The following is a 14162-nucleotide window of genomic DNA, read 5'->3' as shown; positions in this document are numbered from 1 at the left end:
TCTGCCGGCAACGCCTTCGGGACGAAGCTCACAGCACCCGGTCGAAACCACCTCAAGGCGCTCTCGATCCCACAGCGTCGATCGGGCCGCTCGAGCGGGCGTCCATCCGGTTCCGAGCCCGCCACCGGAGGATCTCCCCGGTATCAGGCCCGATCAGAGAGGAACGGGATGAACGCGACCCCCCACGCCAAGGCCGATTTGATGCGGCTCGGCACCGCGTACTTCAAGTCCAAGGTGCTGCTGAGCGCGGTCGAGCTCGGCCTGTTCACCCACCTGGCCGCGAGCCCCGCGACCGAACCGGAGCTGCGTGACGCGCTGGGCCTGCATCCCCGCGCCTCCCGCGACTTCCTCGACTCCCTCGTCGCGCTGGGCCTGCTGACGCGCACCGACGGGCGCTACCACAACGCCCCGGCAGCCGACGCCTACCTCGACACCGGCAAGCCCGCGTACGTCGGGGGCTTTCTCACCATGCTGAATCTGCAGTTCGCCAAGTGGGACCGGCTCACGGACCTGCTGCGCACCGGCGGCATCTCCTACGACGTGGAGGACGAGAAACGCCAGCACGACGGCATGTACGCCGACGCGAAGCGGATCCGGCGGTTCATGGCCGCGATGGACGGCATCAACCAGCTCGCCGGGCCGGCCCTCGCCGAGCGGTTCGACTGGAGCGAGTACGGCTCGGTGACGGACCTCGGCGGTGCGCGCGGCAACGTCGCGGCCGAGCTGGTCAAGGCCCACCCGCACCTGTCCGCCTCCGTCTTCGACCTGCCTCCGGTGGAAGAGGTCTTCGACGAGCACATGGCCGCTCTGGACCTGACGGGCCGGGTCCGGTTCGAGGCGGGCGACTTCTTCGCTGGCTCCCTGCCGGCCTCGGACGTGCTGATCTACGGCCACGTGCTGCACGACTGGAGCCCCGAGCTGCGGACGCGGCTCATCCGGCAGGCGTACGCCGCCCTCCCGCCGGGCGGGGCGCTGCTCGTGTACGACGTGATGATCGACGACGAGCGGGCCGTGAACGACTTCAGCCTGCTGACGAGCCTGCACATGATGCTCGTCAGCCCGGGCGGCGGCGAGTACACCGCGGCCGAGTGCCGCGCCGAGATGACCGCCGCGGGCTTCGCGGAGACCGACGCGGTGCCGCTCACCGACCTCGACACCCTCGTGATCGGGCGCAAGGCCCGCTGACGAGGCTCACGGATCCGCCGTGCCCCGGAGGACGCCGTGTCCCTCCTGGGCACGTTCCGTACGCACATGTCGGGGCCAAGGATCACCTTGGCCTCGACTAGCTGTTTCTAAGGCCGGTAGGTCAGCCGGAGGCCGAGATCGCGGTAAAGATCGGCCTTGCCGGCCACCGACGCCCGCAACGCTCGCCTCGCCGCGCAGGTTCGCCAACTGGAGGAGGGGCGGTGCGGCCACCCGGGCGGTAGCCCGCCGAAGTGGCCGCACGTTCCAAGCGGTTGGCGTCAGTGGACGATTCGCTCCACGATCCAGTCGACCAGTGGCTTGGTCACCTGACTGTGCATGGTGTTCTCGCTGTCGCACTTGAACTCGTCGAGCGCGCTTTTCTCACCGTCCGCCTCGACGTTCTCGTACGGGTCGACGTCCCACTTGGCCGGGTCGTAGTCCAGCGCGACCGCGCTTACAGAGGGGACGAAGCAGCTGAACTTGTACGTCTCCGGGATGTCGGTCCCGAGTTCCTTGGCGATCTCGCCGAAGGAGTCGAGGGTGCCGCCGGGCGTGCCGTCGAGGCCGGGGACGTAGGAGGTGAAGCCCCGTCGCACCTGGCCGACGGCCCGCATCTCACCGATCGGCTTGCGCTCGCCGCCGTCGGGCTGGAAGTTCGCCTGGGCATAGACGACCAGCGGTACCTGGTACTTGAACGCCTCCGCGCCGGGCGGCAGGTCGCGGCCGGTGCCGTTGCCGGTGCCGTTGGCCACGCCCAGCTTGCGGGGTCGCTTCGGGAACTGGCCGAGCTCGCGCAGTTCACTCAGGAACTGCGTGCGCAGTTCGCTGGAGGTGGCGACGGGGCCTTCGTACTTCGCGTCCGGGATCCATGCGTACAGCAGTTGCTGCGCGGCGGGGCTCCTGATCAGCTCGGCCTTCTTGACCTTGCCGGGCTCGGTCGGCAGCGACTCGAAGAAGTAGGCCATCTGCTGGAGGACCAGCGGGATCCAGGCGCCGTTGTGCGGGGTGTCCCAGGAAAGGTAGGTCGCGGTCTGGTGGTCCTGGTTCTGCTTTTCCATCTCGGCGAGGGCGTAGCGGGTGATCATGCCGCCCATGCTGACCCCGCCGACGATCAGCTGCGCGTCGCCGCGTCGCCGCTGGATGGCCTCGTTGATGGCGCTGATCACCACGCCGGCGTTGGCCTGGATGTAGGTGTGCCGCTGATCGAAGCCCACCAGGATGACGTCGATGCCCGCAGCGAGCAGATGGTCGAAGAAGCCGACCTCGCTGCCCGGGTATGGCGCGTTGAAGTGGGCGAACAGCCCCGGCAGGTCACTGGGACCGTAGTTGAAACCGTCCGCGAAGATGAACGGACGCTCCAGCTCGTCGTGGCCGTCGGCGAGATAGACCGCGGCCTCGCCGACGGCCACCTCCCGCCGGTACGGTCGGGCGGACCGCAGCGGCCAGGTGTGCTCCGGCTGCCGGTCGCCGGCGCGCGCCACGCCCGTCGGGGTGCCGAACCACGGCCCCGCCGGCAGATTCTTGGCGAACTCCGCCACCTTCTCGGCCGAGGACTTCTCCTCGGCCTGATTCCACGTCAGCTCGACGTCGATCCTGGCTTCTTGTGCCATGAGGACTGCTACCGCCTCTGCGTAGGTGTTGTCTTCGGGGCCGACACAGCGCACCGCGATCACATGCGAACGGGCTGGCACTGCACGGGAGTTGTCATGTGGCTCCCCGCAGATGATGAGTTCCGCTTCCCACTCCTCGCAGTGACCGAATGCAACACTGCCATCACTCAGTGTGTCCGTAAGTTCGCGCGAGGAAACGGGCACGTCTCACCCGACCGACCACCGTGGGCTCGGCGACCCCGACATTGGCAGCCAGGCTCGCCAGGCTCCCGACGATGAGAAGCGTCCACGGCAGCCACGGGACGTCGACACCGATCCGCCTGGCCGGCAGCACGGACATCGAGGAGGCGACGACCATCCCGTCGACGCCGAGCGGGATCAGCGTCGCGTTCAGCGCCTCGTGGTCCGGAGGTGCGGCCGCCTCGGAGCACGGCCGCCCGAAGGCACCGCCGTCAGCGGTACTGCCGGCTCAGTGGCCGACGGTGTAGGACGTGACGGCGTCGACGACGCGGTCGACGTCGTCGGCGCCGAGTCCGGCGTACAGGGGCAGGCGCAGGAGGCGGTGCGCGACCTCCTCCGTGACGGCGCAGCCTCCCGGCGCGACCCGCCCGTAGCGGAGGCCGGCCGGGGCGTCGTGCAGCGGCTGGTAGTGGACCGCTGAGCGGACCCCGTGCTCGGCCAGGTGCCGTTGCAGCCCGGCCCGCTCCTCCGGTGCCGGGAGCAGCAGGTAGTACAGGTGCGCCGGATGGACGGCCCCGGGCGGCACGACGGGCCGTCGGACGCCCGACGCCGCCGCCCACAGTGCCAGGCGCTCGTCGTAGGCCGCCCAGACCGCCGTCCGCCGCTTCTGAATCTCGGCGAACGCCTCGAGCTGCGCGAGCAGGAACCCCGCGAGCAGTTCCGAGGGCAGGTAGCTGGAGCCGGTGTCCTGCCAGCGGTACCGGTCGACCTCGCCGCGGAAGAACCGCCCCCGGTCCGTGCCCTTCTCGCGAAGGATCTCGGCCCGAATGGCGAACCGTTCGTCGCCGAGGACGAGCGCGCCGCCCTCCCCGCACTGGATGTTCTTGGTCGCGTGGAAGCTCTGCGCGGCCAGCGCGCCGAAGGAGCCCAGCGGGCGGCCGTGGTAGGAGCCGCCGAGCCCGTGCGCGTTGTCCTCGATCAGGGTCAGCCCGTGCCGCCGGCACAGGGCGGTGATGACGTCCATCTCACAGGCCACGCCGCCGTAGTGGACGACGATCACCGCTCGGGTGCGGGAGGTGATCGCGGCCTCGAGCAGGCGCTCGTCGAGGTTGAGCGTGTCCGGCCGTACGTCGGCGAAGACCGGCACCGCGCCCCGCAGCACGCAGGCGTTGGCGGTCGACGTGAACGTGAACGACGGGACGATCACCTCGTCCCCGGGGCGGAGGTCGAGCAGCATCCCGGCCAGCTCCAGCGCGTGCGTGCACGACGTCGTCAGCAGCGCGGAGGAGGTCCCGGTCAGCTCGGCGACCAGGGCGCTCGCCCGTTTGGTCAGAGGGCCGTCGCCGGACAGGTCACCGCGCGCGATCGCCTCGGCCATGTACACCGCCTCGCGCCCGGTGACGTACGGCCGGTTGAACGGGACGGTGGCGGCGTCTCCCCCCGTGAGCGCGGTCATGCCGGGACCCCCGTCCGGTCCAGTGCCTCGGCGGCCACGGCGAGCGCACGCGTGCGCGCGTCGGCGTCCGCGCCGTACGGGGTCAGGGCCAGGGTCGTCACGCCGGCGGCGGCGTACGCCTCGATCCGCCGCGCGATCCGCTCCGGAGGGCCGATCAGCCCGGTCGCGTCGACGAACTCGAACGGCACCGCGGCGGCGGCGCCGGCCAGGTCGCCCGCGGCGTGCCGGTCCTGGACCTCGGCCGCGGCGCGGCCGAATCCCATGCGCTCGGCCAGGCGGTAGTAGACGTTGCGTTCCCGGTGGCCGAGGCTCATGAAGCGCGCCGCGTGCGGCCGCAGCGGCCGGGCCGCCGCCTCCAGGTCCGCGCCGACCGACAGCCCGGCGCTCAGGGTCACCTGGAAGGACTGGCGGGGCCGGCCCGCGCGGGCGCGTCCGACCCAGGCGTGGGGCAGGACCTCGGCGACCCGCTCCGGCGACGCGAAGACCCCGATGTAGCCGTCGCAGTGCCGGCCGGCCAGTTCGAGGTTGCGGGGGCCGACGGCGGCCAGCGACACCGGCAGGTCCACCGCGGGCATCCGGAAGCCCTCGCCCGGGGCCCCGGGGGACGGCACCTGGTAGTGGGTCCCGGAGTACCTGACCTCCTCGCCGCGCAGTGCCATCCGCACGATCTCGAGGTACTCCCCGGTCCGCTGGAGCGGCCGGTCGAAGGACACGCCGTGCCACGTCTCGGTGGCGTACGCGTTGGAGATCCCGAGGCCGAGCTCGAACCGGCCCCCGGACAGCGTGTGCAGGGTGGCCGCGGTCATGGCCGTCATGGCCGGCGTGCGCACCGGGATCTGGAGGATGGCCGACAGCCGGATCCGCTCGGTCCGCGCGGCGAGCCATCCGAGGACGCTGACCGCGTCCGCGCGGAATCCCTCGGGGACCAGCGCGAGCCGATAGCCGAGCCGCTCGGCCGCGAGGCCGATGGCGGGGTCCATGTGCGTGACGTTCACACCGAGCCGCATGCCGAGCTCCTTCGGTCGTCGATCGACGGGAATCGACAGGAATGGTCGCAACGGGCCCTCGATGCCGCGCTCGAGGACCGGTGGACCCGCGCGTACGGCCCGAGTCCCCCACCCGGCATGGACCGCAGGCCGCTGGATCACCGCTTGAGTCCCCCTCGCCCGGCCTTCGAGCGGCCGAGGTGAGCATCGCCGTGCCGTCATCGCTGACGAGGGAGTCTCATGGAACCGACGCGCTGCCCGTACCCCTTTCGCCGCGCGGCCCCGCTGGATCCACCGGCCGAGCTTCAGAAGCTTCGCGCCGAGCCCGTCGTACAGGTCACCCTGCCGAGCGGCGACACGGCGTGGCTGGTGACGCGGTACAAGGACGTGCGGGCGCTCTTGGCCGATCCGCGCCTCAGCCGCAACCTCAGCCGGCCGGGCGCCGCCCGGATCAGCAAGAACAACCGGTTGTTCCAGGACCCGAAGATGGACCCGGACCCACCGGAGCACACGCGCATCCGCCGCCTCGTGATGAGGGCGCTGACCGCGGCGCGGGTCGAGCGGCTGCGTCCCCGTGTCCAGCAGATCACCGATGAGCTGATCGACCGGATGGCCGAGCGGACGCCCCCCGTCGACCTCAATGAGACGCTCGCGTTCCCGCTGCCGATCCGGGTCGTCTGTGAGCTGATCGGGGTGCCCGCGGAGGACCAGGACCGGTTCCGCGGCTGGACGCAGGCCTTTCTGTCGATCAGCGGGCTCGGCTCGGACGAGATCGAACGCTCGATGGCGGAGCTCGACCAGTACATGCGCGCGCTGATCATCGCCAAGCGCGGCGAGCCCGGCGACGACCTGATCAGCGCCATGATCGCCGTGCGTGACCAGGAGGACGGCCGGCTGAGCGAATATGAGCTCCACTGGTGGAGCCGCCTGCTGGTGCTCGTCGGGTTCGAGACGACCGCGGTCCAGCTCGGCGCCTGCGTCGCCATGCTGCTGTCGCGGCCGGACCAGCTCAAGCTGCTGCGGGACGACCCCGGCCTGATGCCGCACGCCATCGAGGAGCTGCTGCGCTGGAAGCTGGTCGGCTCGTCGGTCACGATGCTGCGCTACGCCACCGAGGACATCGAGGTCGGCGGCGTCGTCATCCCGGCCGGGTCGAGCGTGATCCCCGGAGCGGACTTCGCCAACCAGGACGACACCGTCTTCGACCGGCCCGAGGTCTTCGACATCACCCGTACGGACAACCCCCACCTGACGTTCAGCGCGGGCGTGCACTTCTGTGCCGGTTCCTCGCTGGCCCGCCTGGAACTGGAGGTGGCGCTGTCCACCCTGCTGCGCCGCTTCCCCGGGCTGTCGCTCGCCGTGGCGCCACACGAGATCCAGCGGCGCGCGGACAAGTTCCTGGAGAACTTCGTCGAGATCCCCGTCACCTGGTGAAGTCCGATGTACGTCACCGCGAACCGGGACACCTGCGGAGGGTGCGGGCTGTGCACCGTGACCGCCCCCGAGGTGTTCGGTCAGGACGACGAGTGCGTCGTCACCATTCTGCTCCCCCGGCCAGGGCCGGAGCTCCTCCCCCGCGTGCGGGAGGCCGCCGAACGGTGCCCCACGGGGTCGATCGGCACGGCCGGGGATCACGCCGAGAAAGGTCCGATATGAAAGCTCTCGTGCTGGCCGGCGGGTCTGGGACCCGCCTGCGCCCGCTCAGCCACACCATGTCCAAGCAGCTCGTCCCGATCGCCGGCAGGCCGGTGCTGTTCTACGGTCTCGAGGCCCTGAAGGACGCCGGGATCACCGACATCGGCATCGTCGTCGGGCCGAAGGGCGACGACGTCCGGCAGGCCGTGGGCACCGGCGCGATGTTCGGCGTCGACGTCACCTACATCACCCAGCACGCGCCGCTCGGCCTGGCGCACTGCGTGCAGGTGGCCCGGGGCTTCCTCGGCGACGACGACTTCCTCATGTACCTCGGGGACAACGTCATCGACGGCGGGGTCACCGCCCTCGTGAAGTCCTTCAACACGACCCGGCCGGACGCGCTCGTCATGGTCGGCAAGGTCGCGGACCCGCGGCAGTTCGGCGTCGCACGGCTCGATCCCGACGGCCGGGTGCTGCAGGTGGAGGAGAAGTCGTCCACGCCGTGCAGCGATCTGGCGCTGATCGGGGCGTACGTCTTCTCGCCGGCCATCCACCAGGCGGTGCGCGACACCGAGCCGAACTGGCGCAACGAACGCGAGATCACCGACGCGATCGGGCGGCTCGTGGCCGACGGGCAGGACGTCCGCGGCGAGGTCTTCTCCGGGTACTGGCGGGACACCGGCCGCGTCGAGGACCTGCTCGACTGCAACCGCGAGATGCTGCGCGCGATCCGGCCGGCCGTGCACGGCCAGGTGGACTCCGCCAGCGAGCTGATCGGTGCCGTCCACGTGGAGGCGGGCGCGCGGATCACGCGCTCGCGGCTGGTGGGCCCGGCCTTCGTCGGGGTCGGCACGGTCATCAGCGACAGCCACATCGGGCCGTACACCTCGATCGGCGGCGACTGCGAGGTCACCGACGCCGGCCTGGAGGACTCGATCATGCTGGACGAGTCCGGCGTCCGCGGAGTGCGCGGCATCAGCGGATCGCTAATCGGCCGGCAGGCCAACGTGCACCGCGAGTCGACGGCCGCCCACCGCCTGGTCCTGGGCGACCACAGCCGCGTGGCGGTGGCCTCATGAGGATGCTGGTCACCGGCGGCGCCGGGTTCATCGGGTCGCACTACGCCCGCAGCGTCCTGGCGGGCGCCTACCCGGCCGTGGCCGGAGCCCGCGTCACCGTGCTGGACAAGCTGACCTACGCCGGGGACACGGCGAACCTGCCGACCGGCCATCCGGACCTGACCTTCGTCAAGGGCGACGTCTGCGACACCGGACTGCTGCTGGACCTGCTGCCCGGCCACGACGTGGTCGTGCACTTCGCGGCGGAGTCGCACGTGGACCGGTCGCTCGTCGGGCCGGGGCAGTTCGCGGTCACCAACGCGCTCGGCACCCAGAGCCTGCTGGAGGCATGCCAGCGCAGCGGCGTCGAGCGGGTGGTGAGCGTCTCCACCGACGAGGTGTACGGCTCGATCACGCAGGGATCGTGGGACGAGTCGTACCCGCCCGCGCCCAACTCGCCGTACGCCGCGTCGAAGGCGGCGAGCGACCTGTTCGCCCGCGCCTATCACCGGACGTTCGGTATGGACGTCGTCGTCACGCGCTGTTCGAACAACTACGGGCCCTACCAGTTCCCCGAGAAGGTGATCCCCCGGTTCGTCACCGCCCTGATGTCGGGCGAGGACCTGCCGCTGTTCGGCGACGGTCTGAACGTCCGCGAGTGGCTGCACGTCGACGACCACTGCCGCGGTGTCCAGCTCGTCCTGGAGAAGGGCACGCCGGGCGCGGTCTACAACATCGGCGGCGGCGCGGAGCTGACCAACCGGGAGCTGACCGCGTGGCTGCTGCTGCTGTGCGGCGCCGACTGGGGCCGGGTCCGGCACGTCGAGGACCGCAAGGGGCACGACCGCAGGTACTCCCTCGACGACACCCGGATCCGGGAGGAGCTCGGGTACGCGCCGCGGATCGCGTTCGACGAGGGGCTGGCCGCCACGGTGCGCTGGTACCGGGAGAACCGCTCCTGGTGGGAGCCCCGCCGTGCCGAACTGGCCGACTTCCCCCGGGGCTGGTGACCCGATGACGGTGACCCTGACCTCCCCGGCCGACGTCGGCTGGCTGTCGTGCGCGGGCTGCCGGGAGCTCATCTACGGCAAACGCTTCGCCCGCGCCCTCAAGGTGTGCCCCGCGTGCGGCCTGCACACCCGGCTCACCGCGCCCGAGCGGATCCAGCAGCTCTTCGACCCGATCTGGACGCCCGTCCCCGCGGCCGCGACGGTCCACGACCCGCTCGGGTGGGTCGACAGCCGCCCGTACCCGGAACGGCTGCGCGACGCGCGCGAGCGCACCCGCCTGGACGAGGCCGTCGTCTGCCTGCGCGGCGCCATCGACGGCCGTCCGCTGGTCGCCGCCGTGATGGACTTCCGGTTCATGGGCGGCAGCCTCGGCGTCGGAGTCGGCGAGCGCATCGCCGCGGCGGCCGACCTGGCCCTCCGGGAACGGCTGCCCTTCCTGCTGGTCACCGCGTCCGGCGGCGCCCGGATGCAGGAGGGCGCGCTGTCCCTCATGCAGATGGTCAAGACCAGCCAGGCCCTGGCCGCGCTCGACGAGGCCGGCGTCCTGACCGTCTCCCTCGTCACGGATCCGACGTACGGCGGGGTGGCCGCGTCGTTCGCGACGCTTCCCGACGTGATCCTCGCCGAACCCGGCGCGCACGTGGGGTTCGCGGGCCCCCGGGTGATCGAGCAGACCATCCGGCGGACGTTGCCGGAGGGCTTCCAGACGGCGGAGTTCCTGCTCGCGCGGGGGTTCGTCGACGACGTCGTCGCACGGCCGGCGCTCCGGCACATGCTGGCCCGGCTCCTCGCGGCCCAGACCCTGCCGACAGGCGAAGCCGCCACCGGAGGATCGGAGGTCGTACGCGACCCGGCGAAGCTGCCGGCGCGCGGGGGCATCGCCGCGGTGCGCCTGGCACGCCGTTCCGAACGCCCCACGACCCTGGAGTACGCGACGTTCCTGCTGGAGGACTTCCAGGAGTTGCACGGCGACCGGCTGAGCGGGGACTCCTGCGCGATCGTCGGCGGCATCGGGCGGCTCGATGACCGGCCGGTCATGCTGATCGGCCACGAGAAGGGCCGGGACACGACCGAGCGGGTGCGGCGCAACTTCGGCATGCCGCCGCCGTCGGGCTACCGCAAGGCCGCCCGGCTGATGCGGCTCGCGGCGAAGCTGAGGATGCCGGTGGTCACGCTCATCGACACCCCTGGCGCGGATCCCGGTCTGGAGGCCGAGGAGCACGGCCAGGCATGGGCGATCGCGGAGAACCTCCGCCTCATGTCCGGGCTCCCCGTGCCGATCGTCGCCGTGGTGACCGGGGAGGGCGGCAGCGGCGGCGCGCTGGCGCTCGGCGTCGCCGACCGTGTGCTGGCGCTGTCGAACGCCGTCTACTCGGTGATCAGCCCGGAGGGGTGCGCGGCGATCCTCTGGACGGACCCGGACACCCCACGCGAGGAGGCGACCGCCCGCGCCGCGTCCGCGCTGCGCCTGTCCGCCCGCGACCTGCTCGGCCTCGGGATCCTCGACGGCGTCATCCCCGAGCCCGGCGACGGAGCCCACACCGACCCCATGCGAACCATCAACCGTGTCCGGGCGGCCGTGACCGACGCGCTCCGGGATCTCGCCACGACCGGGCCGGCGGAGCTGGTGGCCGGACGCCGGGCGCGATTCCGGCGTTACGGCCTGGCCGGCGAGTGAGTGAGTGAAGGAGAATCCCATGACGGAATCGTCCGAGCAGCTCGACGCGCTGTGCCGGAACGTCGTCCGGCTCCTGGACGCCGCCCGCGGCCCGGTCCACACCCTGCGCGTCGTGGCGGGCGACGCGGCCGTGGAGCTGATCTGGCCCCAGCCGGAGCCGCCCGTGCCGGGCGCCGGGCAGGCCGCATCGCGACCTCCTGAGGTGGAGTCCGCGTCGGCGGCGGCCGACGGCGCCGAGATCTGCGCGCCGACCGTCGGCACGTTCTACCGCTCCCCGGAGCCGGGCTCGCCGCCGTTCGTGACCGAGGGCGACCTGGTCGAGGCCGGGCAGCAGGTCGCGATCCTCGAGGCGATGAAGCTGATGAATCCGATCGAGGCCGACCGGCCGGGCCGGATCACGAAGATCATCGTGGCCGACGGCGACCCCGTCGAGTACGGCCAGCCCCTGTTCCTGATCTCTCCTGACAGCTGACCCGCCCGGGAGGCCGTGGTGTTCTCATCGGTTCTGATCGCCAATCGTGGCGAGATCGCGCTCCGCGTCGCCCGCGCCTGCCGGGAGCTGGGCATCCGCACCGTCATGGTGCACTCCGCCGCCGACGACCACTCGCCCGCGCTCCGGCTGGCCGACGAGCGGGTGCGGATCGGCCCGGCGCCCGCGTCGCGCAGCTACCTGTACCCGCCGGCCATCCTGGAGGCCGCGGAACGCACCGGTGCCGAGGCCGTCCACCCCGGCTACGGCTTCCTGTCCGAAGACCCCGAGTTCGCCGAGATGTGCGAGGACCAGGGCCTGACGTTCGTCGGGCCGCCCGCCGCGGTCCTCGGCCGGCTCGGTGACAAGGCCGAGGCGCGCCGGGTGGCCTCCGCGGCGGGCCTGCCGGTGCTGCCGGGCAGCGCCCACCCGCTGCGCAACGGCTCCGAGGCGGAGCGCGTCGCCGGCGAGGTCGGCTACCCGGTGATCATCAAGGCGGTGGCCGGTGGAGGCGGCCGCGGCATGGCGGTCGTGCGCCACCCGCGAGAACTCGCCCAGGCGTACTCCACCACCCGCGTCGCCGCCCAGACGGCCTTCGGCGACGGGCGGCTGTACATCGAGCGGTACGTGGAGGGCGCGCGGCACATCGAGGTGCAGATCCTCGCGGACCGGCACGGCAACGTCCTCAGCCTGGGCGAGCGCGACTGCTCCGTCCAGCGGCGACGGCAGAAGCTGATCGAGGAGACCCCCGCGCCCGGGCTGCCGCCGGCGCTGATGGCCGAGATCTGCGACGCGGCCGTGAGCGGCGCGCGGGCCATCGGATACGTCGGCGCCGGAACGTTCGAGTTCGTCGTCGACGCGGACGGCGCCTTCTTCTTCATCGAAGTGAACTCCCGGATCCAGGTCGAGCATCCGGTGACCGAGATGGTCACGGGCGTCGACCTCGTACGGGAGCAGCTCCTGATCGCCGGCGACCGGGAGCTGGCCCTCCGGGACGAGGACGTCGTCCGGCGCGGCGTCGCGATCGAGTGCCGGGTCAACGCCGAGGACCCCGAACGGGGATTCCTCCCCACGCCCGGGGTCGTCGAGGAGTTCACGCCTCCGGGCGGCCCGTTCACCCGGGTCGACACGCACGGCGCCCCGGGCATCCGCGTCACCGCCGACTACGACTCGCTGCTCGCCAAGGTCATCGTCTCCGGCCAGGACCGGGACCACGCGATCGCCCGGATGGATCGGGCCCTGGCGGAGTTCCGCGTCGCCGGCCGTGGCGTCCGCACGACGATCGGCTTCCTCCAGGAGGTGCTGGCGCACCCGCTGTTCCAGGACGCCAAGCACACCACCTCGCTCGTCGACTCGATGATCTCTCTGTAGGGGGAGCCATGTCCGTTGTCACCTCGGCCGCGGAGGAGGGGCGCGACACCCTGTTCGGCCATCCGCGCTGGTTCACGACGCTGTTCCTGACCGACGTGTGGGAGCGGTTCAGCTTCTACGGGATGCAGGCGATCCTCGTCCTGTACGCGGTCGCCCCCGCGCGGGACGGCGGCCTCGGGCTCCCCAAGAGCCAGTCCGCCATGCTGTTCGGCGTCTACCTGGGCGCGGTGTTCCTCCTGTCCCTGCCGGGGAGCTGGGTCGGCGACCGGTTGATCGGTGAGCGGCGCGCGGTGTTCTGGGGAGGCTGCGTCATCGCGCTCGGTCACTTCTCCCTCGCCGTCCCGGCACGGGGCACGTCGTACCTCGGGCTGGCGCTGGTCGCCCTGGGCACGGCCCTGCTGAAGCCGAACATGATGGCCATCATCAGCCGCTGCTACGAGGAGACGGCCCGGCGTGAGGCCGCCATCTCGGTCTTCTACACCGCCACCCAGATCAGCGCGCTGATCGCTCCGCTGGTCACCGGCGTCCTCGGCGAAACGGTGAACTGGCACCTGGGCTTCAGCGTCGCGGGGATCGGCATGGTGGCGGGCCTGGTGCAGTTCGCCGCCGGCCGCCGCCACTTCGGGGACGTCGGGGACCGGCCCGGCCAGCCCGTCTCCCCGGCGGAGCGGCGGACGGCGGCCCGCCGCACGCTCGTGATCGCGCTCGTGGTCGTCACGCTGATCGCCGTCGACGTGGCGGCCGGGACGTTCGACCCGATGCAGCTCGTGGGGGTCGTCGGGGTGATCACGCTGGTCTCGCCGTTCGTGTACTACCGCGTGCTGCGGCGCCATCCGGACTGGCGGCCCGCCGAGCGGCGCCGGCTGCGGGCGTTCCTGTGGCTGCTCCTGGCCGTCTCCCTCTTCTGGACGCTGGCCGGCCAGGCGGGTTCGCTCCTCAGCCTGTTCGCCAAGAACCACACCGACCGTACGTTCGGCGGGGTCACGATCCCGGCGAGCTGGTTCCAGTCGGCGACGCCTCTGTTCATCCTGCTGATGGCGCCCGTCTGCGCGTACCTGTGGCTGCGTCTCGGGTCCCGGCTCGGCACCCCCGCGAAGTTCGCCGTCGCGCTGCTGCTGGGCGGCTGCGGTTTCGTGGTGATGAGCGTCGCCGCGGGGCTGGCCGGGTCCGGCCGGGTCTCGCCGCTGTGGCTGCTGTCGGTGTTCTTCCTCCAGGCGTGCGGCGAGATCGTGATCGGCCCGATCGCCATGAGCGCGGCGGCCGAGGTCGCACCGAAGGCGTTCGTCGGCCGGACCATCGGCCTGGTCTGGCTGTTCAGCGCCCTCGGCTCCGCGCTCGGCTCACAGGGCGCCCGGCTGAGCGACGCGCTGCCCGGGTGGGTCTACTACCTGAGCCTGGGAGCGGTGACGGTGACCGCCGGAGTCGCGATCACCGCCTTCGGCGCCGGCCTGCGCCAAACATTCAGCGCAAGTCATGACTATCCTGACAGGGCACTGACAGGAGACCGCTCCGCTCTCTAGCGTC

General features: G+C 71.7%; 13 protein-coding genes. 10 read left to right on the top strand and 3 right to left on the bottom strand.

Annotation, left to right across the window (positions count from 1 at the left end; genetic code table 11):
• The first annotated feature begins 168 nt into the window (after positions 1-168).
• On the top strand, positions 169-1185 hold the full coding sequence (locus ABEA24_RS48340; RefSeq protein WP_345442366.1) for a methyltransferase: 1017 nt from the start codon (positions 169-171) through the stop codon (positions 1183-1185).
• Between the two features lie 278 nt (positions 1186-1463).
• Here ABEA24_RS48340 and ABEA24_RS48335 read toward each other — a convergent pair whose 3' ends face one another.
• Positions 1464-2795: an esterase/lipase family protein gene (locus tag ABEA24_RS48335; RefSeq protein WP_345442363.1), complete on the bottom strand. Its 1332-nt coding sequence runs from the start codon at positions 2793-2795 to the stop codon at positions 1464-1466.
• 275 nt (positions 2796-3070) lie between these two features.
• On the opposite strand from ABEA24_RS48335, the gene ABEA24_RS48330 reads away from it, so the two are divergent.
• Positions 3071-3283 carry a hypothetical protein gene (locus ABEA24_RS48330; RefSeq protein WP_345442360.1) on the top strand — a complete coding sequence of 71 codons (213 nt, stop codon included), beginning with the start codon at positions 3071-3073 and terminating at the stop codon, positions 3281-3283.
• On the opposite strand, the gene rffA is transcribed toward ABEA24_RS48330, so the two are convergent.
• Positions 3265-4431, bottom strand: a complete 1167-nt coding sequence (gene rffA / locus ABEA24_RS48325; RefSeq protein ID WP_345442357.1) for a dTDP-4-amino-4,6-dideoxygalactose transaminase — start codon at positions 4429-4431, stop codon at positions 3265-3267. The two genes, ABEA24_RS48330 and rffA, sit on opposite strands and share 19 nt — an antisense overlap.
• Complete coding sequence (locus tag ABEA24_RS48320) at positions 4428-5438, bottom strand: LLM class flavin-dependent oxidoreductase (protein ID WP_345442354.1); 1011 nt, start codon at positions 5436-5438, stop codon at positions 4428-4430. Before ABEA24_RS48320 ends, rffA begins: the two co-directional genes overlap by 4 nt.
• 219 nt (positions 5439-5657) lie before the next feature.
• Here ABEA24_RS48320 and ABEA24_RS48315 point away from each other — a divergent pair, with 219 nt between their 5' ends.
• The 8 genes from ABEA24_RS48315 to ABEA24_RS48280 are packed head-to-tail and all read left to right on the top strand — an operon-like array spanning position 5658 to position 14158.
• Positions 5658-6851 (top strand): cytochrome P450, encoded by a 1194-nt coding sequence (locus ABEA24_RS48315; protein ID WP_345442351.1) that lies wholly within the window; start codon positions 5658-5660, stop codon positions 6849-6851.
• 6 nt (positions 6852-6857) lie between these two features.
• The gene (locus ABEA24_RS48310; protein WP_345442347.1) at positions 6858-7073 is read left to right on the top strand and encodes a ferredoxin; all 216 of its coding nucleotides are present in this window, start codon (positions 6858-6860) and stop codon (positions 7071-7073) included.
• Positions 7070-8131 carry a glucose-1-phosphate thymidylyltransferase gene (locus ABEA24_RS48305; RefSeq protein ID WP_345442344.1) on the top strand — a complete coding sequence of 354 codons (1062 nt, stop codon included), beginning with the start codon at positions 7070-7072 and terminating at the stop codon, positions 8129-8131. The genes ABEA24_RS48310 and ABEA24_RS48305 overlap by 4 nt, the downstream gene beginning before the upstream one ends.
• Positions 8128-9120 (top strand): dTDP-glucose 4,6-dehydratase, encoded by a 993-nt coding sequence (gene rfbB, locus ABEA24_RS48300; protein WP_345442341.1) that lies wholly within the window; start codon positions 8128-8130, stop codon positions 9118-9120. Before ABEA24_RS48305 ends, rfbB begins: the two co-directional genes overlap by 4 nt.
• A 4-nt stretch (positions 9121-9124) precedes the next feature.
• On the top strand, positions 9125-10798 hold the full coding sequence (gene accA / locus ABEA24_RS48295) for an acetyl-CoA carboxylase carboxyl transferase subunit alpha (RefSeq protein WP_345442338.1): 1674 nt from the start codon (positions 9125-9127) through the stop codon (positions 10796-10798).
• A gap of 19 nt (positions 10799-10817) precedes the next feature.
• Positions 10818-11270: an acetyl-CoA carboxylase biotin carboxyl carrier protein gene (locus ABEA24_RS48290; protein ID WP_345442336.1), complete on the top strand. Its 453-nt coding sequence runs from the start codon at positions 10818-10820 to the stop codon at positions 11268-11270.
• Positions 11271-11288: 18 nt separating this feature from the next.
• Positions 11289-12638, top strand: coding sequence for an acetyl-CoA carboxylase biotin carboxylase subunit (locus ABEA24_RS48285; protein WP_345442333.1), 1350 nt, complete (start codon positions 11289-11291; stop codon positions 12636-12638).
• 8 nt (positions 12639-12646) lie between these two features.
• Positions 12647-14158 carry a peptide MFS transporter gene (locus ABEA24_RS48280; protein WP_345442330.1) on the top strand — a complete coding sequence of 504 codons (1512 nt, stop codon included), beginning with the start codon at positions 12647-12649 and terminating at the stop codon, positions 14156-14158.
• Positions 14159-14162 lie beyond the last annotated feature (4 nt).

Origin of the sequence: Actinoallomurus vinaceus (assembly GCF_039542055.1) — a bacterium.
Classification (GTDB): Bacteria; Actinomycetota; Actinomycetes; order Streptosporangiales; family Streptosporangiaceae; genus Actinoallomurus; species Actinoallomurus vinaceus.
Note: the sequence above shows the minus strand (reverse complement) of the source record. Positions and strands in the feature narration are given on the sequence as shown.

What these genes read in the sequence shown, in the direction of transcription:
- ABEA24_RS48305 (WP_345442344.1), top strand. Translation starts at nt 7,070, where the DNA reads ATGAAAGCTCTCGTGCTGGCCGGCGGGTCTGGGACCCGCCTGCGCCCG.
- ABEA24_RS48315 (WP_345442351.1), top strand. Translation starts at nt 5,658, where the DNA reads ATGGAACCGACGCGCTGCCCGTACCCCTTTCGCCGCGCGGCCCCGCTG.
- ABEA24_RS48335 (WP_345442363.1), bottom strand. Translation starts at nt 2,795, where the DNA reads ATGGCACAAGAAGCCAGGATCGACGTCGAGCTGACGTGGAATCAGGCC.
- rffA (WP_345442357.1), bottom strand. Translation starts at nt 4,431, where the DNA reads ATGACCGCGCTCACGGGGGGAGACGCCGCCACCGTCCCGTTCAACCGG.
- ABEA24_RS48330 (WP_345442360.1), top strand. Translation starts at nt 3,071, where the DNA reads ATGAGAAGCGTCCACGGCAGCCACGGGACGTCGACACCGATCCGCCTG.
- ABEA24_RS48340 (WP_345442366.1), top strand. Translation starts at nt 169, where the DNA reads ATGAACGCGACCCCCCACGCCAAGGCCGATTTGATGCGGCTCGGCACC.
- ABEA24_RS48310 (WP_345442347.1), top strand. Translation starts at nt 6,858, where the DNA reads ATGTACGTCACCGCGAACCGGGACACCTGCGGAGGGTGCGGGCTGTGC.
- ABEA24_RS48280 (WP_345442330.1), top strand. Translation starts at nt 12,647, where the DNA reads ATGTCCGTTGTCACCTCGGCCGCGGAGGAGGGGCGCGACACCCTGTTC.
- rfbB (WP_345442341.1), top strand. Translation starts at nt 8,128, where the DNA reads ATGAGGATGCTGGTCACCGGCGGCGCCGGGTTCATCGGGTCGCACTAC.
- ABEA24_RS48320 (WP_345442354.1), bottom strand. Translation starts at nt 5,438, where the DNA reads ATGCGGCTCGGTGTGAACGTCACGCACATGGACCCCGCCATCGGCCTC.
- ABEA24_RS48290 (WP_345442336.1), top strand. Translation starts at nt 10,818, where the DNA reads ATGACGGAATCGTCCGAGCAGCTCGACGCGCTGTGCCGGAACGTCGTC.
- accA (WP_345442338.1), top strand. Translation starts at nt 9,125, where the DNA reads ATGACGGTGACCCTGACCTCCCCGGCCGACGTCGGCTGGCTGTCGTGC.